Raw genomic sequence first — 26,470 nt, 5'->3', positions numbered from 1 at the left:
AATCTATGTGGTGTAAAAAATTCTATTAATAACAACGATTTTTATCCTGATATAAACCATTATTTATTCGTTCAATCAAACTATAAAAGTTAACTTCAAGTTAATGAACTGCAATTCTACTTGATTGATTAGGTATAAGAAAAACGCTTTGATATAGCAAAGGAGATAAAATTAACAGGGCAATGACATGGGAAGTTCTATTCAACAACAGGAACGGCAATGGAATAAACGCCGATATACCAAACAACTTAAATTAGATATGGCACAACAATATACTGATGGTGTGGTTATTCCAACACAGGACATTATTCCGGTTCTGCAAAAATTAATTAGCCCGGGAGATCGGGTAGTTTTGGAAGGAAATAATCAAAAACAGGCAGATTTTTTATCGCGTTCATTGGCTCATGCAGACCCAAAAACTTTGCATGATTTGCACATGATTATGCCAAGTGTGGGTCGACCAGAGCATCTGGATTTATTTGAAAAAGGTATTGCACGTAAATTAGATTTTTCCTTTGCTGGCACACAGAGTTTACGCATGAGCCAGTTGATTGAAGATGGTTTACTGGAAGTGGGTGCCATACATACTTATATCGAATTATATTCACGTTTGATGGTTGATTTAATTCCAAATGTTGTGTTATCAGCCGGATTTATGGCTGATCGTCAGGGCAATATTTATACCGGACCGGGTACAGAAGATTCTCCGGCATTGATTGAACCTGCCGCATTTAGTGATGGTATTGTGATCGTTCAGGTTAATGAAATTGTAGATGATGTTAAGGATTTACCACGTGTTGATATTCCTGCATCTTGGGTGGATTTTGTGGTGGTTGCAGATCAGCCTTTCTATATTGAGCCATTATTTACCCGTGATCCAAGCCATATCAAACCGGTGCATATCTTAATGGCGATGATGGCAATACGTGGTATTTACGAACGTCATCAAGTGCAATCATTGAATCATGGTATTGGCTTTAACACAGCTGCAATAGAATTAATTTTACCAACTTATGGCGAATCATTGGGGTTAAAGAGCAAGATTTGTCGTAATTGGACATTGAATCCACATCCAACTTTAATTCCTGCAATTGAAACTGGCTGGGTAGAAAGCGTTCATTGTTTTGGTACAGAACTTGGAATGGAACAATATGTGGCTGCACGTCCAGATATATTTTTTACTGGTCGGGATGGTTCATTGCGTTCCAATCGAATGATGTGTCAACTGGCAGGTCAATATGCTGTAGATCTATTTATTGGTGCAACTTTGCAAGTAGATGGCAGCGGGCATTCATCAACAGTGACTAAAGGCCGTTTGGCTGGTTTTGGCGGTGCACCGAATATGGGACATGATCCTCGTGGACGCCGCCATGCTACGCCTGCCTGGCTAGATATGCAGATTGCCGGGGGGAATGCTGATGACACATATTTGGCACGAGGTAAGAAGCTTGTTGTACAAATGGTTGAAACTTTTCAGGAAGGTGGAAAACCAACTTTTGTTGAAAGACTTGATGCGATTGATGTGGCAAAAAAAGCCGGAATGCCTTTGGCACCGATCATGATTTATGGTGATGATGTAACACATCTTTTAACAGAAGAAGGAATTGCCTATCTATATAAAGCCAGAAGTTTACAGGAACGTCAGGAAATGATTGCGGCTGTTGCCGGCGTGACAGATATTGGGCTAAAACACGATCCTAAAACCACTGCAAGATTACGACAGGAAGGATTAGTGGTTTTTCCTGAAGATTTGGGCATTAAACGTACTGATGCAACGCGTGAATTACTTGCAGCAAAAAATATTGCGGATCTGGTGAGTTGGTCAGATGGATTATATCAGCCACCTGCAAAATTCAGGAGTTGGTAATGCATGCACATCTTTATAAAACTTCTTTTAATCTAGCGGAATATCTGGCAGATGTGGCGGTACAGGCTTTGCTGGATGAAGTCAATCTTAGCCCCAAACCCGCTTTAGTTGATCAACGCGGTTGTGGTGCGCATGATGATTTAAATCTGCAATTAATGGAAGCCTCTGCGCATAGTCTGTCGCCAATGTTTAAACTCATGGCTGAAGCTGGACAGGAACACGGTGTAATTTGTCAGGCATTGAGAGAACACATTGGCGTGTTGGGAAGGCAGGGCGAACAACAGATGTTAAACATCACCCAAGGGATTAATACGCATCGTGGTGCAATCTGGTCGATGGGATTGATGGTGACTGCTGCATCAATTACATACTGGCAACCTGAACATTTGACCGTATTGGGTTTATGTCAGACCGCCGGACAAATTGCTTGCTTGGAAGATCGTTTTCTTCCAAAAGCAACTTTAAGTCATGGTCAAAAAGTGCGAGAGAAATTTGGCGTACATGGTGCAAAACAACATGCCCAACAAGGATTTCCAGTCATTACACAATATGGTTTTCCTCAATTATTATGCAGTCGGCAGAATGGAATCCCGGAAAAATTTGCGCAACTGGACGCTTTATTGTCAATGATGGCGCATATAAGTGACACCTGTGTTATTCATCGTGCAGGTCTTAGCGGATTAAAATGCATGCAAATCGGGGCGCAACAAGTATTGGATCTGGGCGGTTCAGCAACATTTGCCGGAAGACAGCGATTAAAACAACTTGAAACTGATTTGTTAGTTATGCGTGCGTCTGCGGGTGGTGCAGCAGATTTATTGGCAACTTTATTGTTTCTGGATCGTGTTCAACAGCAAAAATCCATCATGAAGATCAGGGATAAATCTAATGGAAATACTTAATTTTGAATTTACAGCAGGTGAAACCGTCACAAAATCGGTGCTGGTGGGATGCGTAGGTTCAGGTGATTTGGAAATACTGATGGAACCCAATATTTCCGGTAAAACCATCATTCAGGTGATGACTTCAGTCGATGGTAGTGAACAACGCTGGAAAAATCTCTTTGAACGAGTTTTTTCGGCACATTGTCCACCAGCAGTAAAAATTGATATTCATGATTTCGGTGCAACACCGGGTGTGGTTCGATTAAGACTGGAACAGGCATTGGAGGAGATTCAAGGTGGCTGATCTAAATACATTATTAAATACACAAAGTTTTATTGAACAAAATGCTCGTGATCGTGCGAAATCCTTACTTGATAAAGGTAGTTTTAAAGAATTACTTGATCCATTTTCTCGTATGCTCTCACCGTGGTTGCTCAAGCAAAATATTGTAGCGCAGGCGGATGATGGCGTCATTGTAATGAAAGGATTTATCCAGCAGCAACCTGCGGTTGTTATTTCCATTGAAGGAATTTTTCAGGGCGGAAGTCTGGGTGAAGTGGGCGGTGCCAAAATTGCTGGCGCACTGGAATTGGCCATTGAAGATAACCGTAAGGGTATTCCGACTGTAGCAGTTTTATTACTGGAAACAGGCGGTGTTCGATTGCAGGAAGCTAATCTGGGGTTGGCTGCGATTGCAGAAATTCAATCCGCCATTGTGGAGCTTAGACAATATCAGCCCGTAATTGCCGTGATTGCGGGTAATGTTGGATGCTTTGGTGGCATGTCGATTGCTGCTGGATTGTGTAGTTATCTGATTATGACCAGAGAAGGGCGTTTAGGATTAAATGGGCCACAAGTAATTGAACAAGAGGCCGGAATACAGGAATATGATGCCAAAAATCGACCCTTTATCTGGAGTATTTGTGGTGGTGAACAACGCTTTGCCAGTGCATTGGTTGATGTTTTTGTTGCCGATGATCGACAAAAGATTCAACAGTGTGTACAGCAGTATATTGCTCAGGGTATTCCTGAAGTACATCGTAGTCGCAAAGCTGATTTTTATTTGTCAAAACTTCTGCATGTTGACACCACAGAACAAATAACACCGCTTGCAGTACAAACCTTATATCAGGGAGAACAGGCATGAATATGGAAGTACATGCAGAGTATTATTCGCTAAGAGGTAACATCTGGTTTGATGCATTAACGCAAAATTTTATTCCAGTTGAAAGTGGCATCCAGTCTTTGCGTATTGCTGATGGAGAAATAGAGGGTCAATCCTTACGTGTGTTTTGTATCGTACCTGATCAACAAAATTCCTATCCTCGAGCATGTCATGGCGAAGTTGGCTTGCTGGAAGGCTGGTCACTGGCAAAAAACGTAAATGATGTCATTGAACTGGATCGGGATACTTCTGATAAACGTGGCATTTTGTGTATTGTGGATGTGCCAAGTCAGGCTTACGGACGCCGTGAAGAAAGTCTGGGGATTCATCAAGCACTGGCTGGTGCGGTAGACAGTTATGTTCGTGCCCGTTTGGCTGGCCATCCGGTGGTGAGTTTGTTAGTCGGTAAATCCATGTCGGGAGCATTTTTAGCGCATGGTTATCAGGCAAATCGTATTCTGGCACTTAAAGACCCAGAAGTCATGGTACATGCAATGGGGAAAGCATCCGCAGCACGTGTAACTTTGCGTAGCATTGAAGAACTGGAAAAACTTGCTGCCAATATTCCACCTATGGCTTATGACATTGACAGTTTTAATAGTTTGGGATTGTTATCGGCAATACTGGAAGTGAATGATGCTGATCAACCTGTGATACAGGACATTCAAAATGTTCAAAATGCTGTGGCAGATGCATTTGACGATATTAAACAGCAAGCATTAACGGACTTAAAGCATCGTTTAAATGAGGGCCATCGTAAATTATCGAAACAGGTGCGCCAGCGTTTACGTGAGCAATGGTCATGAACATGCAAATTCAGGCACATGATTTATTGTGGGGCATGACGTCACAAATGCTGCCTGATGATGTACCAGATTGGGTAAATGACGTGATTACTGCACGACAACCTGTCGTTGTACGTAGAGCAGTCACAGATCCAAAACGAGTTGCTGTGGGTATTCGTGGTCAATATCGTTATCAGCGTTTTGCGACAGAGATGCCGAAAAACGCCATTATTCGGCAAATAAAACCGGAAAATTTAAGATTAACAGATCTGGCTTTGTTTCCACATTTGCAGCAAATATTACAACCTCTTCATGACACCATGCAAAAGTTTAATTTGCCATGGGGATATACCGGTAGTGTTGGGTTCGAGCTGGCGACAGGTATGCGAACTGTGACAGAAAATAGTGATATTGATTTACTTATTCGCACAGAACAGCCACTGGTAAAATCAGAAGCATCATACATGCTGAAGATACTGGAAACTCTAGGTTTAAAAACAGATGTACAGCTACAGACTCCTTTGGGTGGCATTGCACTCAAGGAATGGGCAGGAACAACAGGGAAAGTATTACTGAAACGTCATGATAAGGCTGTTTTGGTAGAAAATCCATGGAACGAAAGAAGGGAATAACAACATGAGTTCAATTTGGGTTTATCCGGGACAAGGCGCACAAAAAGCCAATATGTTGCACGATTTACCGCAACAAGCAGTGGTCAAATACCATATTGAACAAGCATGTGATGTATTGCAACAGAATGTTTTATTACTGGATCAACCCGAAGCATTGCAATCAACTTATTCAGTTCAGCTTTGTTTATACATTGCCGGTGTGATTAGTTCGGCATTATTGCAGCAACAGGGCGTACAACCTGATTATGTGGCTGGCCTATCAATTGGTGCATGGGCAGCTGCTACGGTTGCTGGTGTAATTAGTTTTGACGATGGGCTAAAACTGGTAGCAAAACGTGGTGATCTGATGCAACAGGCATATCCGCAAGGATATGGTATGACAGCAATTATTGGGGCAGAGGCTTCTAAGGTAGAACACTGGATTTCGGCAGTTCATCAGCAGCATTCCGATGTTTATCTTGCCAATATAAATGCAGCGAATCAGATTGTGATTTCGGGAAGCTTTGCCGCAATGCAACAGGTTGCAGAACTCGCACATCAGGGAGGTGCGATCGCAAAAAAATTACAAGTGAGTGTGCCATCACATTGTATTTTATTGCAAAAGCAAGCTGAGGAATTAGCGAATTATATGCAAAACACGGTATCACATCACCCGATGATTCATTATTTAAGTGGTACATCGGCTCGATTAATTAGAAGCAATACACAGATTATGGATGATTTGGCTTTTAATATGAGTCGGCGCATTCATTGGGAAAATACTGTACAGGCTGCGTGGGAAAGAGGTATTCGGTTACAAATAGAAGCTTTACCCGGTACGGTTCTGACAAGTCTGGCAGCAAGCGTATTTAAGGAAGGTACAGTCTTATCCTTTCAGAATACACAATTGGAAAGTCTGATCATTGCAATGCAACAGGCGTGTAATGCTGCATAAAGCAAAATCAAGCAACAGGATTTAACTCAACGGATAGAGGATTTTTAACATGATTATTTATGGAGTAGGGCTACTTGCTCTATGTACACTGGTTGGTGTCATTATTGGTGATATTTTAGGTGCATTATTAGGCGTACCCTCGAATGTTGGAGGGGTTGGTATCGCCATGATCTTATTAATCTGTATCCGCTTATGGATGGAAAAACGTGGTTTGATGCAGGTTGAAACAGAAAAAGGTGTTGTGTTCTGGGGCATGATGTATATCCCCGTGGTTGTTGCCATGGCTGCACAACAAAATGTAGTGTCTGCATTGTCCAGTGGGCACATGGCAGTATTGGCCGCATTGTGTACTGTAGCAGTTTGTACTTTAACCATTGCAGGATTAAGTCGCTATAAAAAAGGTGCGCCATTACCGAAAGAACAAGCATCAATCAATGGAATTGGAGGTTAAAGCTCATGGTTGAGATGTTATTAAAAGATTTGACCCATTTGGGACTTATTACTGCATTTGCACTCATTGCACTGATTATGTGGTTATCTACAAAGTTATCTAAATATCTGACACGAGGACGTGTACATGGTTCAGCCATTGCCATTGTGATTGGTCTATTTCTGGCTTGGCTTGGTGGCACATTTACAGGAGGGCAAAAAGGCATTACTGATATTGCATTGTTTTCAGGCATTGGTTTAATGGGGGGAGCCATGCTGCGTGATTTCACCATTGTTGCCACAGCATTTGAAGTGCAGGCGACGGAAGCCAAAAAAGCAGGCTTTATTGGTGCATTTTCGTTGTTTCTTGGAACCATATTACCTTTTATTGTCGGATGTTTGTTCGCATGGATCTTTGGCTATCGTGATGCAGTAAGTATTACAACGATTGGTGCGGGTGCGGTTACGTATATTGTTGGCCCTGTCACCGGTGCTGCTATTGGCGCCAGTTCAGATGTGATGGCACTGTCAATTGCAACCGGTTTGGTCAAAGCAATTTGTGTCATGGTGTCTACACCGATGACCGCAAAATTCATGGGACTGGATAATCCGCGATCTGCCATGATTTTTGGTGGTCTTGCAGGAACAGTCAGTGGTGTGTCTGCAGGTTTGGCTGCTACTGATCGCAGATTAGTACCCTATGGTGCATTAACCGCAACTTTTCATACAGGATTAGGCTGTTTAATGGGGCCAACGATCCTCTTTTTTGCAGTGAAAGCATTGGTTGGTGGTTAGCACATTCAATGATTTAACTTGATAAATCAGGGCAATTGGTTGATGCTCAATAAATTGCCTAAGATCTAAGTATTTAAATATTGTTTGGCAAACATTCGACATTCTGCGACAAGTGCCAGTAAATTAGGATCCCGTTCTTTACTTCTTAAAAATACCAGTCCAATTTTTTGTTTAATCTGGTAGGGTGCCTGTAACGGGATTAATTTTACTGAACTTTCATAAATTGTAGAAATTCGGCCTGGTAATAATGCTAAACCTACACCAGCATTCACCATGCTGATTAATGTAAAAATATCACTAACTTGTAAAAAAACTTCCGGATTAATTCCGGCTTTTTCAAACATCACATCACTATCACTACGTGTTGCAAAACCTTTGGAAAGGGTTAAAAATGTTTCATGCTTTAGTGTGCTTAAATCAATTTTTTGCATTTGTGCCAAGGGTAAATTCTTATTGACAGCCAGATAGATATTATCCTCAAATATTGGCAATGTTTCAAAATCCACATCTTCAGTTGTTTCATTTAAAGCAACAATAATGGCATCTAGTTCTGTAGATTTCAATTTTTTTACCAAATCCAGATTAGAGCTGAGTAATAACTGAATATCCAGTTCTCCACGTCTGAGTTTTAAACGGCTAATGACGTTGGGAATGGTGTTTACCGTTAGGGAATATAAAGAACCTAAATGTAAAACTTTGGCAGCAAAACCGGCAGCTTCACGTGTTTTATTGATACTGGTGACCAGATCCTGCATTAGTTTTTGTGAATATTCTTCCAAAATATAGGCGCTTTTTAGTGGAATTAAACTTCTTCCTTCATGCTTGAATAAAGGACAGCGAAGTGCATTTTCCAAAGAATGTATAGCTTTGTGTATACTGACATTACTCATTTGCATTTCAGCGGCAGTTCTGGAAAGATTACCACAGCGCATAAAAGCCAAAAATATTTGAATCTTTTTTAAAGTAAGTTCATCATCAATATCCATTTGAACGTCATCCATGTTATTGTTGAGCATAATTTAATATTGTAGCAATTTTTATTATTCTGTATATGTTTTATTTTTTATTGAAATTATAAAATTATTTTATCTAGTCTTTTGATATTAATTTTTAAACTAAATTATATATTTATTTTGTCGTATTTAATCTAATGTTTGCTTGTTTTTTTATTTTAAAGTAATGCTTTAATAAAAAATATAGTAGATTTAAATGTTTTTATTAAATTATCAATGATAATTGTTAAATTTACTCTTTAAATAATTAATTTAATGACTTTATATAACAATCCTAATAATTAATGGAATGTATTTATGATTATTTAATTTTATGCACTAAATAAAATATTGAATATAAATTAACCAAAAAAGTAAATTGTTATAAATAATAATCATTACTATTGATAATTGTGTATAAAGATAGTAGATTGTGTTTACTTTTGTAATTAATGATTTTTGTTAAAAAATAGACAATGCATAAAATAATTTACTTTTCTCTGATCTGCTACAGCATAACTAGTTCTGTTTATGCTTTGGATGATGTTTCACTTCCGGATCGTATTCGTCAGGAACAACGATTCAAGGAATTTAATCAACAGCTTCAAAATCAGCTTCCTCAAGTTGCCACAGTACCAACCTCGCAGCTCTCCCAAAATTTTCAGCAAATCATTGTTTCGGAACAACCTTGTACGCAAATTGATCAAATCACACTTGCGCAAATAGATGGTCAATCCTCTATTAATCTGAAGCAATTTGAATTTTTATTAGAGGCAATTGAAAAACATCCACAACAAATTTCTAAACAGTGTATCGGAACACAGAGTCTACAAAATCTAATTTATTTTGCTCAGAATGAACTGATAAAAAGAGGCTTTATTACCAGTCAAGTTTTTGTTTTACCACAAGATATAAGTCAGGGTAATTTAGGTTTAAGTATACAGGTAGGACGATTACACAAAATTATTATACAGGGTGATGATTCTGTATCTTCATTACAGCTTAAAGCAGCTTTGCCTTTTCGGGAAGGTGATGTTATTCGCCTAAGACAGCTAGAACAGGGATTGGAAAATTTAAAAAGAGCCTTTGCCGTGAATATGCAGATCATTGCTGCAACCGAAAATCAAAAGGAATTACAAGGATATAGTGATCTAATTCTACAAATACAACCACAACAAAAAGTAAATTTTAATGTCATTGTTGATGATTCAGGAAGTGATGCGACAGGGAAATATATTGGAAATTTAGGTATTCGTTTAAATAATCCTTTGCATCTGAGCGATATCTTCTCTGTAAATTTAAGTCATTCATTGGATGATTTACACCATGATCTTAATAAAAGTTATTTGATCAGTTATCAGCTTCCGTTAGGAAATTATGATATTAGCGCTAATTTCAATCAATACCAATATAAACAGGCAGTACTCGGTGCAAATGGAACATTAAATTATCATGGAGAAAGTCAGCAGGGTAACTTCAACCTATCACGACTATTAAGTCGGGGTGGGCAGTATAAAACCAGTCTGTATGGCAAATTTTATCATAAAGAAGTACGTAATTTTATTGATGATATTGAAATTGGCGTACAGCATCGTAAAACATCAGGTTGGTCAACAGGTATTCAGCATCGTCAATATTTAAGTCATGGGGTATTGGATATCAATCTGGATTATCGACATGGTACTGGCGCATTCAATGCATTATCAGCACCAGAAGAACGAATTAAGGATATTTATGATCAGCCTTTAGCTGCCGAAGGCTATTCACGAGCACCAATTTGGAGTGCAGATATCGATTTTAATCTACCTTTTTTATTACTGAATAGATCAGCGCAGTATCGGCTGAACTGGCGTGGACAATATGCCACCAAATTATTGGTTCCAAATGATCGTTTTTATATTGGAGGGCGGTATAGCGTACGTGGTTTTGACGGAGATCTTATGCTATCGGGAGATCATGGTCATTCTCTGCAACAAGAAATAAATCTGAATACGGCTGTGCCCAATACTCAAATGTATCTGGGAATTGATCAGGGTTGGGTCAATGGTCGCAATAGTATCAGTGGACAACGCTATTTAATGGGGAGTGTTGTTGGTTTACGTAGTTATCAAAACAGTTTTTATCTGGATGTTTTTGCCGGACGAGGACTAATTGCTCCACAAGCTATCAAAAAAGACTGGGTGACTGGCTTTAGCCTGAATCTTTTCTACTGATTTTAAAATTTAATTGATCAACAAGATATTACACTTATGAACAAGAATCGCTATCGTATTATTTATAACAAAGCACGTTGTATGTTTATGGCGGTTGCCGAAAATGCCAAGAGTCAGAGTAAGGCATCTGGGCAAAGTCAGGCAGATATGTCCCACCCATCTGATTACCATGCAATCGGTAATTTGTCATCAAGGTATCAGACATCAACCGAAATGGAAAAAAGTTTCCAGCAGCTTTGGCATGTCAAAGTATTGGTTGCCAGTATGAGCTTATGGATGCCACTGGCGCCAGTATATGCGCAAATACAAGCAGATAATAATGCAAATGCCGCCAATCGTGCGGTAATTGCTGCGGGGAAAAATGCTGCCGGAACCACAGTTCCAGTGGTGAATATCCAAACGCCCAAAAATGGTGTATCGCACAATGTCTATAAACAGTTTGATGTGCTGGCAGAAGGTGCTGTTTTAAATAATAGCCGAACCGGAGCAAACACTAAAACCGTTGGTGTAGTTGCTGCCAATCCATTTCTGGCAACGGGTGAAGCCCGAGTTATTTTAAATGAGGTGAACTCCAGTGCTGCATCACGCTTTGAAGGTAATCTGGAAGTGGCTGGACAAATGGCAGATGTGATTATTGCCAATCCATCGGGGATTAATATCAAAGGTGGTGGTTTTATCAATGCCAATAAAGCCATATTCACCACAGGCAAACCACAACTCAATGCAGATGGTAGTATTCAACAATTTGTTGTTGATCAAGGAAAAGTAACGGTTTCGGCACCAGCAAACAGTACACTTGGATTAGGTGGTAACAATAACAATGCCAACTATGTTGATATCTATGCCCGTGCTGTGGAATTGAATGCGCAGTTACATGCCAAAAATGATATTCAGGTGATTGCCGGTGCCAATACAGTCAGTGCAGATTTACAAAATATTAGCCCAAAAACCGGTACTGGCACTGCACCGACTTTAGCGATTGATGTTAAAGCGTTGGGTGGCATGTATGCCAACAATATTTATTTGATGGGAACCGAAAAAGGTTTAGGCGTCAACAATGCCGGAACCATCAAAGCAGTGAATAATCTGGTGGTGACCAGTGCCGGAAAGATTGAAAATAGTGGCACATTACAATCGACCAGTGCGACACAGGGATTGGTCAGCGTACAAACCACACAAAGCGGCAGCAATGGTAATATTAATTCCAGTGGTTTGATTAATAGTAAAAGCACCCTGAGCATTGATGCTGGCAATGATTTAAATATCACCGCCAATCAAGTCCGGATTGATAATGGTGTGGTGTCGCCGTTGATTCTATCGGCACAAGGTAACCTTAATATTGCTTCAACTGCACAGATTCGCAATCTGGGTACACATGCCACCAATGGAGAAGGTGATATTTATCTTGATGCTAAAAATATTAATGTGGCTGAAAAGGGCAGTATTACTTCAAAAGGTATGATTTCACTTTCTGCCACAGAGAATATTAGTTCTGCAAAAGCAGCATTAATGAGTGCCGGTAACGATTTAAATCTTACTGCACAAAATAAAATTAACATTATAGAAACAGAATTAGCAGCAAGAAATAGTCATGGTAATATTAATTTACAAACCAGCAATAGTGACCTAAATAGCAGTAATATCACATTGCAGGGTGCGACTTTAAATGCCGGTAAAGATTTAAATTTATATAGCAGTGGTGATCTTAATCTGGCGAATCTAAACTTTGCATTGACCAATAGCAGTAGCAGCATTAAAAATATCAGTGGCTATAGTGGTCGAAATCTGATCTGGAATAATACAGCAAAGGCGTTGCCACAAATTACTGGTAAAGTACAACTGCAAGCGGAAAATCAGTTAACATTATCCGCAACAACATTATCCAGTAAAGAAAATATTCAATTACAGGCAGGACAATTAAATCTTGAAAGTGCTTTAGTTTCACAAAAAGATTTGGGATTAACTGTAGAAAATGCTGATTTGATACTCAATCGAGCATTAACAGCACAAAATGAAATTAATATTTCAGTGTTAAAAGGCGGTATCACTGCCAACAGTCTGACTGCGAATGCAACGTCCGGTAAAATTTCTATGTTGGCCAGAGATCATGTCAATCTAAAATCCATCCAACAAACCACAGCCGCGACAACCACCACAGCAGAAAGCAAAACCACTAATAAAACCGTATTAAATGGACAAAAAGGCATTACGCTAGGATCTATTGGCGATGGCGCAGTAAGTATCAATGCAGCCACACTGACAGCGGCACAAGGTAATATACAACTGGTTGGTGGCAATGGACTTCATCTAAAAGCAAATACCGATGTGGTCCTTAATACAGATAAAACCACCAGCAGTAATAAGATCATTGCAACAACATTAAATGGACAGAATATATCGTTGCAAAACAACAAAGGAAATTTACTGGTTGAAAATACTACGCTTACGGCAACTGATGGTATTCAAATAAACAGTGAAGGCAAAAATACCATTAAAGCCAGTACTTTAAATGCCAAAGGCAATATCGAACTATTTGCCAAAGATCATTTAAGCTTACAAAATGTGACCGCAAGTAGCGATAAACATATAGCACTCAATAGCAAAAAGAATATTTATTTAAACAGTGAATCTGGTACATCGACTGTCTGGACACCAAATAGTCAGAGTAAATTGACTGCCAAAGGTATTTTGTCCATGACAAGTGTTGATCATGTGACACAAAATACCAGTTATACCGGTGGTGCGATTTCACTTGAAGCCAGTAATGCGCTGATTACACCTACCAGTACCACAATCAGCTTTAATGCTGTAGACAGTGCTTTATTAAAAAGTGATGCCAAATTAAAAGACTCTAATGGTGATTTGACCATTCAAACCAATGCAGCGTTAACCATTGATCCAAAAATTCATAAACTCAATGCAATTGGAGATATTGAACTGATTTCCAAAAATGGTGCATTAACTTTAAAAGGCTATGCAGGGACTACAGGTAATGGTTCCGAACACGTGGTGAAATTAAATACTGCTGGGGGAGGAATTCGCCTGGAAGGCGCCAAGGTTGATATTCAGGGAGCACAACTGAATGCACAAAAAGATATTAATATGATCTCGAATAAAGAGGATATATTGATTGATGGGGTGAAGAATGGTTTCACAAGTAAAGAAATTAATTACAAAAAATTAAAACTAAATGAGGAAAAATCCGCTATTCAGAAAATGATAGATGAATTGGAGAAGCAAAAAGAATATGTTGAATTTTTAGCTAAAAAAACACAGAAAACGAAACAGATTTCAGAAATTATGTCATATAATTTTGAAGATTATCCAGATAAGAGTCAAGGAGGTCCAAAAGAAGAAGCAGATATTGTAAGAAGAGAAATTTTAAAATTAGAAGAATTATATTGGAATAAGCATCCACAACATAAGGAACTGTATAATGCTCTAGAAGAGAAAACTCAGTATATTTTATTTTTTAGTAATAATTTAAACGGCTACGAACATGCCGAAAGTAATTTAATTTCTCATACAGGTAATATTAATATTACCTCAAATAAAGGGTTATCAATTAGCGGTGCGGAGATCACTGCCAAAGCAGGACAAATCAATCTTGAATCTCGTGGTGTATTGACGGAGCAATATACATCGACAACTACAGGCACAAATAATCAGACCAAAACAATTGCTGCCAGTATGATTATAGATGGACATACTGATTTTTATGACAAAGGCAAAGAAACTGATGCAAATTACAGTATGCGTACATTGGTGAGCCCAACAATCATCAGCGGAGATAAAGGTGTAAATATCAAAACTGTAGGTAAAACTACGGGTGATAATCTGGTGATGCAGGCTACAGGTATTACTGCAAGCAATGGCGATGTCAAAATAGAATCGAATAAAAATATTCTGTTTGATGCTGCGATTGAGCAAAGTTATGATCGCAACACCACGAGTTATAAGAAGAAGTCATGGGGTGGTCTGAAGAAAAAAACCGTTACTACAGTGACTGAAAACAATTCTGCTGATGCGGCTTCGGTTGATATAAACGGTAAAAACATCAGTATAGAAAGTAAAGAGCAAAATAAAGATGTGAGTATCGATATATATTCGGGCAAATTTACCGCGGAAGGTGGCAAGATTTCAATCAAATCAGGGGGTAATCTTAATTTTTATACCGTAGAGGAATCCTCAAGTAGTAATGTAGATATCACCAAAAAATCCTCTTTTGCGGGGATCAAATATAATACCTCCAAAACCAATGCGACCCGAACGCAGGTAACAGAATTACCAGCCAAACTTAAAGCCGATTATATCGGTACCAAATCAGGTTTTGATACACGGTTGGTTGGTACAGAGTTTGAGTATTTAAAAGATGCCAGCATTGAGGCAGGCGGCAAACTGGAATTACTTGCAGCGAAAACTACGATTACCGATTTACTAAAAAAAGAATCGAATAGTGTTGTCTGGCAAAGTATGCAAGATAAGGGTTCAATTACAGAAACAGCCAAATTACCAAGTTTTAATGGGCCAACAGTACCAACATTTAAAGCGGCTGGCGGATTGAGTGTACAAGTTCCAGTCGGCGAAAAAGATGCCAATAAAATAGAATTAAGAGATGAAATTCTCAAGTTATCGAATCAACCGGGGAATGAGTACCTTAAGGAATTTGTAAATCGTAAAGATGTAGACTGGCAGCAAGTATTGTTGACACAGAAGGATTGGGATTATAAATCACAAGGGCTGACGGGAGCTGGGGCTGCCATACTTGTTATGATTGTGACAATGGTTACTGCAGGAGCAGGAGCAGCTGTAGTTGGTGCTTTAGGTGGCACTGCAACAACCTTAGGTGGTGCAGCAGTTACCATGACGCAGGCGGCAGTCACCTCACTTGCAACCCAAGCAAGTGTAAGTCTGGTAAACAATGGTGGAGATATCGGAAAAACCTTAAAAGATTTAGGAAGTAAAAATTCTGTTCGTAATCTTGCAACTAGTGTTGTAACAGCTGGATTATTAAGTCAGGTGGGTACGGCACTAGATTTAAAACCTGATAGTAGTCTTCTGTCTGATCGACTGATCAATAACTTCACGACTTCAGTGAGTTCTACACTGGTACAAACGGCCATTAAAGGTGGAAATTTAGGCGACAACTTAGAAGCGGCTTTACTTGCTGGTTTAGCAGGCGCATTACAAGGGGAGCTTTCCAGTCAAATTGGCAAAAGTTTGGATAAGGTTGATCCAAATGTATTTGAATATGCTCTTCATAAAATAGCGCATGCAGCGGCTGGATGTGCAGCGGCAGCAGTGACGAAAGCAAGCTGTGAAGCTGGGGCAATTGGTGCAGCGGTTGGTGAGGTTGTAGCGAGTTTGATGCCAGACCCCGAGAATGGCATTGAATACAATGATATTGAAAAAACAAAAGTAAGAAATACAGGAAAAGTAGTCGCTGGCGTTGTCTCTGCTTATGCTGGTTACGACGTTAATACGGCAGCCAATAGTGCTGATATAGCAATCCAGAATAATTCATGGATCAAACTAGCAACTGGTACAGGTAAGGCTTTAATGAAGAGTCTGGATGCTCTTAATAATGCAAAAAAAGCCAATAAATCATTTACAAAAAGCGATTTTATTGAATCTTTAAAGAAGCAGAATGCTGATGAATTATTAGGGATGGCTGATGACTTATACAGTATATTTTCTAGAGGAACATCAAATTACGATCGTATGCTAGCAGCGATTGACTTGGTCGTTGGTACCGATCTAAAGAAGGGTAATGGCATAGCCAGTAAGAAAATAGCCGACTTACAAAAAGACAAAGACTTTGTCAGTGCGCTTAAAGATATTAACACCAGTAAAGCGGCCAGTGTCAACTCTGCATTAAAACTCCGCACTGAATTGTCATTTAAACAAGCAGGTATACTGACCAATGATGGAAGACTAACAGACAAAGCGATTCATAATTCGACAAAAATTGATTTGAAAGATCCTATCAGAAATCCAAGCATAGTATCAGCATTAACTAAAGATGGATCAGATATCACTGATTGGGGGAAATTTACTACGAACTCAATTAAAATGCAGAATGGGCAAAATATGCAGATCCATTATTATAAAAATCTTAAAACAGGTAAAATTGATTATCAAACTAAAGATTTCAAAGTAAAAGGAGTCGTTACCCCATGATTTTAAATTTTAAAGAAACAAATGTATTCGGTTTTACATTTAGCAAAAAATACTTATGTTTTGGTATTCAATTTAATGAATACCTGCAAACTACAGAAGTATCAGTCAGGCGAGATTCTGACGGAACACCTTCATTGGTAGAGATAGAAAAATTTGAAATCATTGACTCAAAAATTCCACCGGATTGGCAAGTTTCTTTTTATCAACATGGAGATAATGTAAGGACCTTTATTGAACCTAGAGAATTTGATGGCGATTTTTGGGAGCTATACCATGATGGTGATCCAAAGGCAGATGCTTTGTTTGAAGAAGTTTATGCTAGATTATGTCAGTTTCATAATTTCCCGATTGAAAAATATGTACTTTGATTTTTCTCATCTGCATTGTCTGTTTCCACCGCTGTGCGGTGGAATGAGATAATCACTATTGCAAATAGTGCAGGAAATGGGTTAGTAGTGTGACGTCAGTCAAAAGATGGAAAAGTGAGCTTGGCGTTTAGATTATGATCCTACAAAAGGATCACATATAAATATTGTGGATTATCGTTTAGGGAATGGAGATAAAGCTATAAAACATATGTTGAGTTTGATGGAAATGAAGAAACCTTTAAACCTTATCTAAAACAACTAAATCAATGATCAGGAGCTTGGTTTGAAAACTATTTTTGATGAATGTATTGATGCTCTATAAAGGAGGTAGCTAATATGAAGAGAGTTAACTCAGATAAATTAAAAGATTCTATTGGTAAATTATTCAGTAATGCAACTGGTCAACAAATGACCAGTGCTATTTTAGCTTGGTTAAGAGAAGAAAAATATTTCTCAAATTCGAAGGAGTTTAAAGAATATGGTCTAGATAAATTTATAAAAATTAATGAATTTGATTATCCTATTGGTATGACTAATGATAGTATAAATAGAGACTATTTATATAGGGTTGTAAGTTCATATAGTAATTTGGGTTCTATTGCTATGTCTTTAAGAGATATTTTGTATATTTTAATATATTTTAAAGTAGACAAAGTGTGCCCAAGATGCGAGTGGGGTGATGCTTTTGTATTAAAATCTCCATCTGGAATCGGCTTTTATTATGAATGCTATCAATGTGGTACTATCTTCGATAAAGACTACAATTTTATTGATATTAGTCAGTTTATATATTTAAAGTCTGATGATATTGTTGAATATCAAAAATACATTAATCAATCTTTGTAATAGTTAATTAATGATTATTCTACCTGATCCAATTTAATTACAAATCAGGTAGAATATAGTCTAGGCAACATTAATCTATAAAATATTATGTAGAAATAAACTATATTATAAAAGGAGGAAAGTAATATGTTAGACTATAAAATACCTGGGTGCTATGATTTTATTTCAATATTCGGATGTGAATGTACAATTAGTGATGACTTTGTTCAACATTTAAAGTTTTGTGATAAAGAAAATAGTAATTTAGACTTATATATAGGACTGTATGATAACAGTGTTAGGGTAATCTTGACCAATAACAGCCTTAATAAATTAAATGATATTTATTTTGAAGATCTTAATTTTTTTCAATTGATGAAAAAAATCAAGTATTAAATTTAATGTTTGGTAATAATTATAAGATTAATTTAAAGATAGAGTTATGGCAGTTATTTAAATTAAATATAAGTGCAATAAATACGATATAAAATTAATTTTATAACACTTGTAAAACCATATCATGCTGTTCTTAAGCCACTTTAATCGTTCCACTCCTTTTGATATAAATCTCTCAAGTGGAACGTCAATCACTTTTTCATTGGATTTAATGAACACTAAATGAACCAAGATTAAAGATACCAGCAAGATTATTGCAGGAACAGTTGCAGCATTTACAGGATATGATGTAAATACCGCTGCAAACAGCGCTAATGTTGCGGTTGAGAATAATAGCTTAGGGAAATTAGCAACGACAGCAGGTAAAGCGGTCTATAAGGTCTCTAAAGCTATTTCAAATCTGCCACAGACAGCACGGGCAAAATTGAAGCCTTCTGATATTGCAGAAATGTTAAGAAAAGAAGGGGTACAAGGTGTTATTGATATTGGAGATAATATCACTACATTGGTTAGCCCTTCATCAACTATGGGCGATCGAGCATTTGCTTTAATTGACATAGTGATTGGTGTTGATTTAAAAGCAGGGAACAATGTTAGTGCTTTAAAAGTTGATCAAAAAGTTATTAAGAAAAATTTTAATCAGGCACCGAAATTTCAAGGGGCTAGTAGTACTACTTTAAACCGTTTGAATGATGTTTTATCTACCTCTATTAGTGCGACTAATGGTAAAAGTAGTGTTTTAAATTATATTCAAGATGGAAGTAGATTGTCTGATTTTAAACTATTAACAGTCGGAGGACAGCTTAGCCATGATAGTGATCATTTTAAAATGTCTGTATTGGGAGATGGAACTAGAGTGATATTAAGACCTAGTACAACAGGACCCAAAACGATTGAAATACAAAAAGCCACTGGACAAAAGGTAATGGAGATACGTTATGAAAAATAAACCTTGGATTGATGGGGATCCGTTAAGAGATTATTACGGTTTATTAACTAAATATGATTTAGATTGGTTTTTGAATTTTTTTAATCAATGGAATACAAACAATACATTGTCTGATTTAAATATTTTAGAAATTAAAGATGGTATAAAGTTACTAGATTTTTCAGAAAATTATAATGATTTTTGTCAATTTACCCTTTATGAAAAACTATGTTATTTCATGGGGAATAATGAGCAGTACATTTATTGGATTCCAATTAGCAATAATGAAGATCGAGTTTTTGAAGATTATGAACCTTTAATGATTGCTAAAATACCTTTCAGAGTGGAAGATATGAATTCTGTTAGGCGTTCATTTATGCAAATGCAAAATGGTGGATATATGATGCTTGATAGTAAGAGTAGGTTTGTAAGTATTATAGTGGATGGATATTATATGTTGGTCTTTTTAAGTAAAAAATATATGAATGAAGATTTATTACCTTATATAGAAAATTGGAAACTTGTTGATGATAATTTAGATGATATTCTTAAAGAGGATTTATTTAAAAGACTATAAGTTAAATAATTAATTTATCATTATATTCTTGTTGAATAGGAAGATTGACAGCTGCCGGAGCTGCTATTATTACAGTAATTACAGTTGGTGCTGGCACGGCAACAGCATCTTCTTTGACAGTCGCTATGGGTAGTGCAACGCTGGGGACGGAAGCATTGGCAGCAGTAACTACTTTAACAGCACAAGCGAATATCAGATTAATCAATAATGGCGGAGATATAGGAAAAACCTTAAAAGATTTAGGAAGTAAAAATTCTGTTCGTAATCTTGTAGCCAGTGTTGTAACAGTTGGATTATTAAGTCAGGTGGGTACGGCACTAAATTTAAAGTCTGATAGCACGTATTTTTCAGACCGATTGATGAATAACTTTGTGAATTCGGTTGGTTCTACTTTAGTACAAACAACAATTAATGGAGGAAGTTTAGAAGATGTAAATTATATTGCTCATAAATTGGTGCATGCTTTAGCAGGTTGTATTGCTGGTGTAATACAAAAGCAATGTGAAGTAGGAGCGATTGGTGGGCTGTAGGCGAAATTGTTGCTAGTTTATCGCAAGCTGAAATGGTTACATTTGGTACCTTGTATGCATTGAATGAAGCTTTATTTCCAACAAACATTCTAGATGTCACTCTTGGTGCAGGGAAGGCTGTTGGAAAAGTAATGATCTATTAAAGGAATTAGAGCTATGTCAATTGGCTTCAGCAGCAACGGATTATTCCCTCTAAAAAATAATAGGGACTAAAAGTAAAGTTTTCTCTTAAAGTGTAGGCAGAAGGGGAAAGATATAAGCAGTAGATTACCTGATTCCACCATACAGCGGTGAAACAAGGTAAAATAGGAAAAATTGAAATAGTAAATTTTGAGATGTGAGATGCTGATTTCCTAGAGCAAACTGAACATCTATCTATGTGGTAAAATATCTTCTAAAACAGTAGAATCAAAAATAAATCTAGATTAGATGATGCTGATCACTTGATCGTAACTCAGGCGGCCTTTGCCAAGTGTTGTATTAAAGTCTTCATCACTATGATAACCTAGGGCAACCAATACCACACTGTGTAATCCTTGTTGATCTAGCTGTAAAATTTCATCAAGTAATTTACGATCAAAGCCACCAATTGGTGTTGCATCAATATTTTCTGCTTTGGCTGCAAAGAGTAATGCGCCTAATGCAATGTGTACCTGATTGTCGATCCAGTCATGAATAAGATTATTTTGCTTGTATAGATCGATATAAGTTTGCCGAACATTTTTTTGTGTAAGTTTTGAGTCAGGTGTTCTAAAACGTCCTGCTTGCTCTTCACAATTAAGGATGTTGTCGAGATGCGTCTCATCAATGTCATTTTTTGCAGTAAAAATAATGACATCTGAAGCATTTAAAATTTTTGGAATATTATAGGAAAAGTTTCCCGGCATTGCTTCAGCAATCTTTTGTTTGGCTGTGGCGCTTTGAGCAGCTATAAATTTCCAGGGTTGAATATTGATAGAAGAGGGTGATAGACGTAAAACTTCCAGTAAATTCTGTAATTGCTGTGCTGGAATTTTCTTGGAAGCGTCATAGGCCTTGCTGGTATAACGAGATTTTGCTAACTCAAGGAATTTCATCATTGACCTTAAATTTAAGAAAGTAATTTAAGCTTTAGCATAAGGCGAAGCTTTTGTCTGGGCAATAGAAAATCAGTAAATGAAGATATAAAAATCAAACAATAAAAACCCGGATGACTAGCATTCGGGTTTATTACAAAATATTTGGATAATTAGAAGAAACCTAATGGTTTTTCAGAATAGCTAACTAACAAGTTTTTAGTTTGTTGATAGTGGTTCAGCATGTCCTTATGGTTTTCACGACCAATACCGGATTTTTTATAACCGCCAAATGCAGCGTGTGCCGGGTAAAGGTGATAACAGTTCGTCCAGACACGACCAGCTTGAATTGCGCGACCAGCACGATAAGTTGTATGCGCAGAACGTGACCAAACACCTGCACCTAAACCATAAATAGTATCATTGGCAATTTTGATGGCTTCATCAAAATCTTTAAATGTGGTTACGGATAGAACAGGGCCAAAAATTTCTTCTTGGAAAATTTTCATGCTGTTATTGCCTTTGAAGATGGTTGGTTCAATGTAGAAACCTTGACCAACATCATGACGTGCTGCACCACCAGTAAGTACCTGAGCGCCTTCTTCACGACCTGTAGCGATACAGCCTAGAATTTTGTCCTGTTGTTCCTGAGAAGCCTGAGCACCAATCATGGTGTCTGTATCCAGTGGGTGACCAGTTTTGATACGTTTAACACGTTCAACGGCTTTTTCAAGGAATTGGTCAGCAATACTTTCCTGAACTAATGCACGGGATGGACAGGTACAGATTTCACCCTGATTAAGGGCAAACATAGAGAAGCCTTCAAGTGCTTTATCAAGATAATCATCTTCACGATCCAGAATATCTTCAAAGAAGAGGTTTGGTGATTTACCACCAAGCTCTAGCGTAACAGGGATGATGTTTTCAGTTGCATATTGCATGATTAACTGCCCAACCTGTGTTGAACCAGTAAACGCAATTTTGGCGATACGCGGGCTAGTCGCTAGTGGACGACCAACTTCTGCACCATAGCCATTAACAATATTCAAAATGCCCGGTGGTAAGATGTCAGCAATCAGTTCTACAAGGACCAGAATACTGACGGGTGTCTGTTCAGCCGGTTTAAGAACGATACAGTTTCCTGCGGCTAATGCTGGGGCAATTTTCCATGCTGCCATTAAGATTGGGAAGTTCCATGGAATGATTTGTCCCACGACACCAAGCGGTTCATGGAAGTGATAAGCAATGGTATCGTGATCAATTTCTGAAATGCCACCTTCCTGAGCACGGATACAACCAGCAAAATAACGGAAATGGTCAATGGCCAGAGGAATATCTGCGGCCAGAGTTTCACGTACAGGTTTACCATTGTCCCATGTTTCAGCAACGGCAAGTGTTTCTAGATGTTCTTCCAGACGATCAGCGATTTTGAGTAGAATATTCGAACGTTCAGTAGGAGAGGATTGTCCCCATTTGTCTTTTGCTGCATGTGCCGCATCAAGTGCGAGCTCAATATCTTCGACTGTCGAACGTGGTGCTTTGGTAAATACTTTGCCATCAACTGGAGAAACATTCTCAAAGTATTCACCCTTTACTGGCGCAATCCATTTTCCACCAATAAAATTTTCGTATTGTGTTTTAAACTGGACTTTTGATCCTTCTGTATTTGGGTCTGCATAGCGCATACTTGGACTTCCTTTTGTCAAAATAGAGTTGTAAGTTATACTCACTAAGTGATACAAATAATGTACAGATTTGGTATGAAGTACATCGATGCATTTTTATAGCATAATCAAATCAAGGTAGGCAAAAGGTTGGATAGTTCTATGCGTCATCTTTTATAAATAGATAAGGATATCTGAACTGTATGAACATGGATTTAAAACTACAGCGGCAAGAAATTGACAAGGTCAAAAGTCTGCCAAATACACAATATTTTGATCAAAAACGATTAGGGCAATCGATTATTAGTTCATGGCAGAGATCAAAAGATGCACAAATTCCTGATGATCGTTCGGCTGCTCCTTTGGCAAAAGTATCTATCTATGACTCATCGTTAGATCAGGCAATGCAACATTGTGCAGATGATTTGACACAAATTGCCAACACTTCGTCCATGGTGATTGCTGTTGCGGATTCCACATCAATGATTCGGTGGATGCGTTCTAGCCCTCAGATGCGAAGTGCTGCTGAGAAAGTGCATTTTGTACAGGGGGGGCAATGGCGTGAAGATATGGTTGGAACCAATGCATTGGCTTTATCTTTACGTACCCGACAATCGAGTTGTGTATTTTCTAATGAACATTATATGGACTCTATCCATGACTGGGTGTGTTATGCAGCGCCAATCATTGATCCTTTTACCAAACAGGTGATTGGTGTTGTTGATTTATCAACAAAATGGAATGAGCATAATAGTTTGGGTGTACTGGCTGTGGAGCGATGTGCCAGTATTATCCAGAATGCGTTAAGTATTGTTCAGCAACCACAATTAACGCTGAAATGTTTTGGTACATCTCAGGTGTTTTATCATGGGCGTTTAATTTCACTCACACCTCGGCAAGTCGAAATTATTACGATTTTAACTTTGTGTAAACAAGGTATGACGCTGGATCAATTACATCAGGCATTATATGGCGAGCGAAAAGTAAGTTTGGGTACACTTAAAGCCGAAATGTCACAATTACGTGAATTACTGGGTGGCATGCTTGGTTCAAGACCCTATCGATTATTACTTGATGTACAGGCGGACTTTTTAAATATTGAACAGGCTTTGGATGCAGACTGTGTACAATCTGCTTTGCAATATTATACTGGCGTATTTTTGGCAAAAACGGATAGTCCATTTTTGATGGCTTGGCGCGATTGTATTGAATCAAGATTGAGTGAAGCCATTTTCAAAATAAAAGAAACGGATATTTTGTTAAAACATATCGCATACTTTCCTGATGCGATGGATGCTGTAGAACGATTAATTGAATTAATTCCTGCACAACATCCAATTCATCAATTATTTTGGCGGTACCAGCAACAATAGTGATATTTATCATCATATACACTTGTAGTCATAACATAGGAAGATTGTCGGAAACGATGATCTTCCAAGTATTTTTGTCCAGTTTCAGTTAAACTTAGCTCAGTCAAAAGAGATTTATTAGAGCTTATGAACCAAGAAACTGCGCTGAAACTTTTAAAAGCTGGAGAAAATATATTTTTAACAGGTTCCGCAGGTGCTGGAAAAACCTATACTTTAAATCAATATATTCAGTATCTCAAAAGCCGTAAAGTACCTGTTGCGATTACGGCATCCACTGGTATTGCAGCAACACACATGAATGGTATGACCATTCACACATGGTCAGGGATTGGAATCAAGGATGAGCTGAATGCTTCAGATCTCAAGCGGATGCATGAGCGTAAGTATTTACGTGAGCATCTGGAAAAAACTCAGGTTCTGATTATTGATGAAATTTCCATGTTGCATGCTAAGCAATTAAATCTGGTTAATCAAGTGCTCAAATTTTTTAAAGAATCAGATGAAGCTTTTGGTGGCATTCAGGTGGTTGCATCAGGTGACTTCTTTCAATTACCACCAGTGGGCAAACAAGGTGAATTGAATCGGGATAAATTTGCTTTTATGTCTGAAGCATGGGTCGAGGCCAAATTCCGAGTTTGTTATCTTACTGAGCAACATCGTCAGTCTGATAGTGTGTTAGATCAGATTCTTAATGCTGTTCGCCAGCAAAATATTCAACTACAACATATCGACACACTATTACAAACTCGACAACAAACACATAACAATGAAATTGTGACACGTTTATATACGCATAATATGAATGTTGATCAGTTGAATCAACGGCAATTAGAAGGTATTGAAGGCAAAATCAAACGTTTCCATGCTGTCATGGAAGGTAATGAAAAACTACTGGAAACCTTGAAAAATTCTGTACGTGCACCTGAAATACTGGAATTAAAAATAGGTGCCAAGGTGATGTTTGTAAAAAATAATTTTGATATGGGATTTGTGAACGGCAGTATTGGTGAAGTCACCGGTTTTATTGATGATGAAGAACAGGGAACTTTACCGCAAGTTAAATTAAAGGATGGCTCCAGTTTGGTGGTTGAGCCAGAAAGCTGGTCAGTTGATAATGAACAAGGGCAGGTTCTGGCAAGTTTTACCCAAATTCCATTAAGATTAGCATGGGCAATTACCATTCACAAAAGTCAAGGAATGACCTTGGAAAGTGCTGAGATTGATTTGGGTAATACTTTTGAAAAAGGACAAGGTTATGTTGCACTTTCTCGACTTAAATCTATTGAAGGATTAAAGTTAATTGATTTTAATCCACAGGCGTTGGTACTTGATAGTCTGGCTGTAAAGGCTGATGCCAGATTTCAGCAATTATCAAAAGAAGCCGAGCAGCATTTTTGTGATATGGATCTATCCAAACAACATAATGCGTTTATTCGCCGTTGCGGTGGTACGTTAAATACCGTAGATATTGCAAGAAATGAACGAAAATTACAGCAACAAGTTAAAGCTGGATATAGTCAAAATACGCTGGAGGAAACCAAAGAGTTATTTGAAAAGGATTATGATATTGAAGATATCGCTACGGAACGACAATTGACTAGATCAACCATCATTAATCATTTGGGACGTTTAAATAAAGAGCAAAAGTTAAATATTGATCGTATTAAGCCGGAAGATGATCTTCTAGATACTGTGCGTAAAGCTTATAAAAAATTGCAAAAGCGTCAACAAGCAGATGATTTTACAGAAGACGGCACAATAAAATTACGTCCTTTGGTTGAAATGTCAAAACTCAGTTATGAACAGGTTCGGCTGGCTTTGTTATTTATTGCTTAGCGGGGGAAGACTTTCATTGCATGAGTTTGCAATGAAGATTT

At 37.9% G+C, this 26,470-nt stretch carries 19 protein-coding genes and 3 pseudogenes; 19 read left to right on the top strand and 3 right to left on the bottom strand.

All coding sequences use genetic code 11. From position 1 onward, the window contains the following. Nucleotides 1–187: 187 nt before the first annotated feature. The 9 genes and pseudogenes from mdcA (at nucleotide 188) to madM (ending at nucleotide 7,492) form a co-directional block, all read left to right on the top strand. Nucleotides 188–1,867 (top strand): malonate decarboxylase subunit alpha, encoded by a 1,680-nt coding sequence (gene mdcA / locus F4V57_RS03670; protein WP_070070112.1) that lies wholly within the window; start codon nucleotides 188–190, stop codon nucleotides 1,865–1,867. Beyond that, nucleotides 1,867–2,769, top strand: coding sequence for a triphosphoribosyl-dephospho-CoA synthase (locus F4V57_RS03665; RefSeq protein ID WP_070070111.1), 903 nt, complete (start codon nucleotides 1,867–1,869; stop codon nucleotides 2,767–2,769). Before mdcA ends, F4V57_RS03665 begins: the two co-directional genes overlap by 1 nt. Then, nucleotides 2,756–3,055, top strand: coding sequence for a malonate decarboxylase subunit delta (locus F4V57_RS03660; protein WP_070070110.1), 300 nt, complete (start codon nucleotides 2,756–2,758; stop codon nucleotides 3,053–3,055). Before F4V57_RS03665 ends, F4V57_RS03660 begins: the two co-directional genes overlap by 14 nt. Continuing rightward, nucleotides 3,048–3,899, top strand: coding sequence for a biotin-independent malonate decarboxylase subunit beta (locus F4V57_RS03655; RefSeq protein WP_070070109.1), 852 nt, complete (start codon nucleotides 3,048–3,050; stop codon nucleotides 3,897–3,899). Before F4V57_RS03660 ends, F4V57_RS03655 begins: the two co-directional genes overlap by 8 nt. Then, on the top strand, nucleotides 3,896–4,723 hold the full coding sequence (gene mdcE, locus F4V57_RS03650; RefSeq protein WP_070070108.1) for a biotin-independent malonate decarboxylase subunit gamma: 828 nt from the start codon (nucleotides 3,896–3,898) through the stop codon (nucleotides 4,721–4,723). Before F4V57_RS03655 ends, mdcE begins: the two co-directional genes overlap by 4 nt. Then, entirely contained in the window at nucleotides 4,720–5,334 is a 615-nt protein-coding gene (locus F4V57_RS03645) for a malonate decarboxylase holo-ACP synthase (protein ID WP_070070107.1), read from the top strand. Before mdcE ends, F4V57_RS03645 begins: the two co-directional genes overlap by 4 nt. Before the next feature lie 4 nt (nucleotides 5,335–5,338). Beyond that, nucleotides 5,339–6,268 carry a malonate decarboxylase subunit epsilon gene (gene mdcH, locus F4V57_RS03640; protein ID WP_070070106.1) on the top strand — a complete coding sequence of 310 codons (930 nt, stop codon included), beginning with the start codon at nucleotides 5,339–5,341 and terminating at the stop codon, nucleotides 6,266–6,268. A gap of 49 nt (nucleotides 6,269–6,317) precedes the next feature. Then, a pseudogene (gene madL, locus F4V57_RS03635) lies at nucleotides 6,318–6,732 on the top strand (malonate transporter subunit MadL). Then, a complete protein-coding gene (gene madM, locus F4V57_RS03630) occupies nucleotides 6,725–7,492 on the top strand; it encodes a malonate transporter subunit MadM (protein ID WP_070070104.1) in 768 nt (255 codons plus the stop codon). The pseudogene madL and the gene madM overlap by 8 nt, the downstream one beginning before the upstream one ends. A 65-nt stretch (nucleotides 7,493–7,557) precedes the next feature. On the opposite strand, the gene F4V57_RS03625 is transcribed toward madM, so the two are convergent. Next, nucleotides 7,558–8,478: a LysR family transcriptional regulator gene (locus F4V57_RS03625; protein ID WP_070070103.1), complete on the bottom strand. Its 921-nt coding sequence runs from the start codon at nucleotides 8,476–8,478 to the stop codon at nucleotides 7,558–7,560. A gap of 482 nt (nucleotides 8,479–8,960) precedes the next feature. Here F4V57_RS03625 and F4V57_RS03620 point away from each other — a divergent pair, with 482 nt between their 5' ends. The 8 genes and pseudogenes from F4V57_RS03620 to F4V57_RS03590 form a co-directional block, all read left to right on the top strand. Next, entirely contained in the window at nucleotides 8,961–10,697 is a 1,737-nt protein-coding gene (locus F4V57_RS03620) for a ShlB/FhaC/HecB family hemolysin secretion/activation protein (protein WP_070070572.1), read from the top strand. Between the two features lie 36 nt (nucleotides 10,698–10,733). Beyond that, the gene (locus F4V57_RS03615; protein WP_070070571.1) at nucleotides 10,734–16,877 is read left to right on the top strand and encodes a two-partner secretion domain-containing protein; all 6,144 of its coding nucleotides are present in this window, start codon (nucleotides 10,734–10,736) and stop codon (nucleotides 16,875–16,877) included. After that, on the top strand, nucleotides 16,874–17,245 hold the full coding sequence (locus F4V57_RS03610; RefSeq protein WP_070070570.1) for a hypothetical protein: 372 nt from the start codon (nucleotides 16,874–16,876) through the stop codon (nucleotides 17,243–17,245). Before F4V57_RS03615 ends, F4V57_RS03610 begins: the two co-directional genes overlap by 4 nt. 336 nt (nucleotides 17,246–17,581) lie before the next feature. After that, nucleotides 17,582–18,091, top strand: a complete 510-nt coding sequence (locus F4V57_RS03605) for a hypothetical protein (RefSeq protein WP_150330539.1) — start codon at nucleotides 17,582–17,584, stop codon at nucleotides 18,089–18,091. Nucleotides 18,092–18,692: 601 nt separating this feature from the next. Beyond that, nucleotides 18,693–18,840, top strand: a pseudogene (locus tag F4V57_RS15125) (VENN motif pre-toxin domain-containing protein); the annotation flags it as partial. A 50-nt stretch (nucleotides 18,841–18,890) separates the two neighbouring features. Next, nucleotides 18,891–19,415, top strand: coding sequence for a hypothetical protein (locus F4V57_RS14890; RefSeq protein WP_227515682.1), 525 nt, complete (start codon nucleotides 18,891–18,893; stop codon nucleotides 19,413–19,415). After that, the gene (locus tag F4V57_RS03595; protein WP_070069693.1) at nucleotides 19,405–19,971 is read left to right on the top strand and encodes a hypothetical protein; all 567 of its coding nucleotides are present in this window, start codon (nucleotides 19,405–19,407) and stop codon (nucleotides 19,969–19,971) included. The genes F4V57_RS14890 and F4V57_RS03595 overlap by 11 nt, the downstream gene beginning before the upstream one ends. A gap of 44 nt (nucleotides 19,972–20,015) precedes the next feature. Then, a pseudogene (locus F4V57_RS03590) lies at nucleotides 20,016–20,515 on the top strand (DUF637 domain-containing protein); the annotation flags it as partial. A 411-nt stretch (nucleotides 20,516–20,926) separates the two neighbouring features. On the opposite strand, the gene nfsB reads toward F4V57_RS03590, so the two are convergent. Next, nucleotides 20,927–21,577 carry an oxygen-insensitive NAD(P)H nitroreductase gene (gene nfsB, locus F4V57_RS03585; RefSeq protein ID WP_070069691.1) on the bottom strand — a complete coding sequence of 217 codons (651 nt, stop codon included), beginning with the start codon at nucleotides 21,575–21,577 and terminating at the stop codon, nucleotides 20,927–20,929. A 152-nt stretch (nucleotides 21,578–21,729) separates the two neighbouring features. Further along, the gene (exaC, locus tag F4V57_RS03580) at nucleotides 21,730–23,241 is read right to left on the bottom strand and encodes an acetaldehyde dehydrogenase ExaC (protein ID WP_070069690.1); all 1,512 of its coding nucleotides are present in this window, start codon (nucleotides 23,239–23,241) and stop codon (nucleotides 21,730–21,732) included. Nucleotides 23,242–23,423: 182 nt separating this feature from the next. On the opposite strand from exaC, the gene F4V57_RS03575 reads away from it, so the two are divergent. After that, a complete protein-coding gene (locus F4V57_RS03575; protein WP_070069689.1) occupies nucleotides 23,424–24,593 on the top strand; it encodes a sigma-54-dependent transcriptional regulator family protein in 1,170 nt (389 codons plus the stop codon). A 126-nt stretch (nucleotides 24,594–24,719) separates the two neighbouring features. Continuing rightward, nucleotides 24,720–26,429 (top strand): AAA family ATPase, encoded by a 1,710-nt coding sequence (locus tag F4V57_RS03570; RefSeq protein ID WP_070069688.1) that lies wholly within the window; start codon nucleotides 24,720–24,722, stop codon nucleotides 26,427–26,429. The last annotated feature ends 41 nt before the right edge of the window (nucleotides 26,430–26,470 follow it).

Source organism: Acinetobacter qingfengensis (assembly GCF_008693185.1).
GTDB classification, from domain to species: domain Bacteria; phylum Pseudomonadota; class Gammaproteobacteria; order Pseudomonadales; family Moraxellaceae; genus Acinetobacter; species Acinetobacter qingfengensis.
The sequence above is the reverse complement of the archived record's forward strand: the minus strand, read 5'-3'. Positions and strand labels throughout refer to the sequence as shown.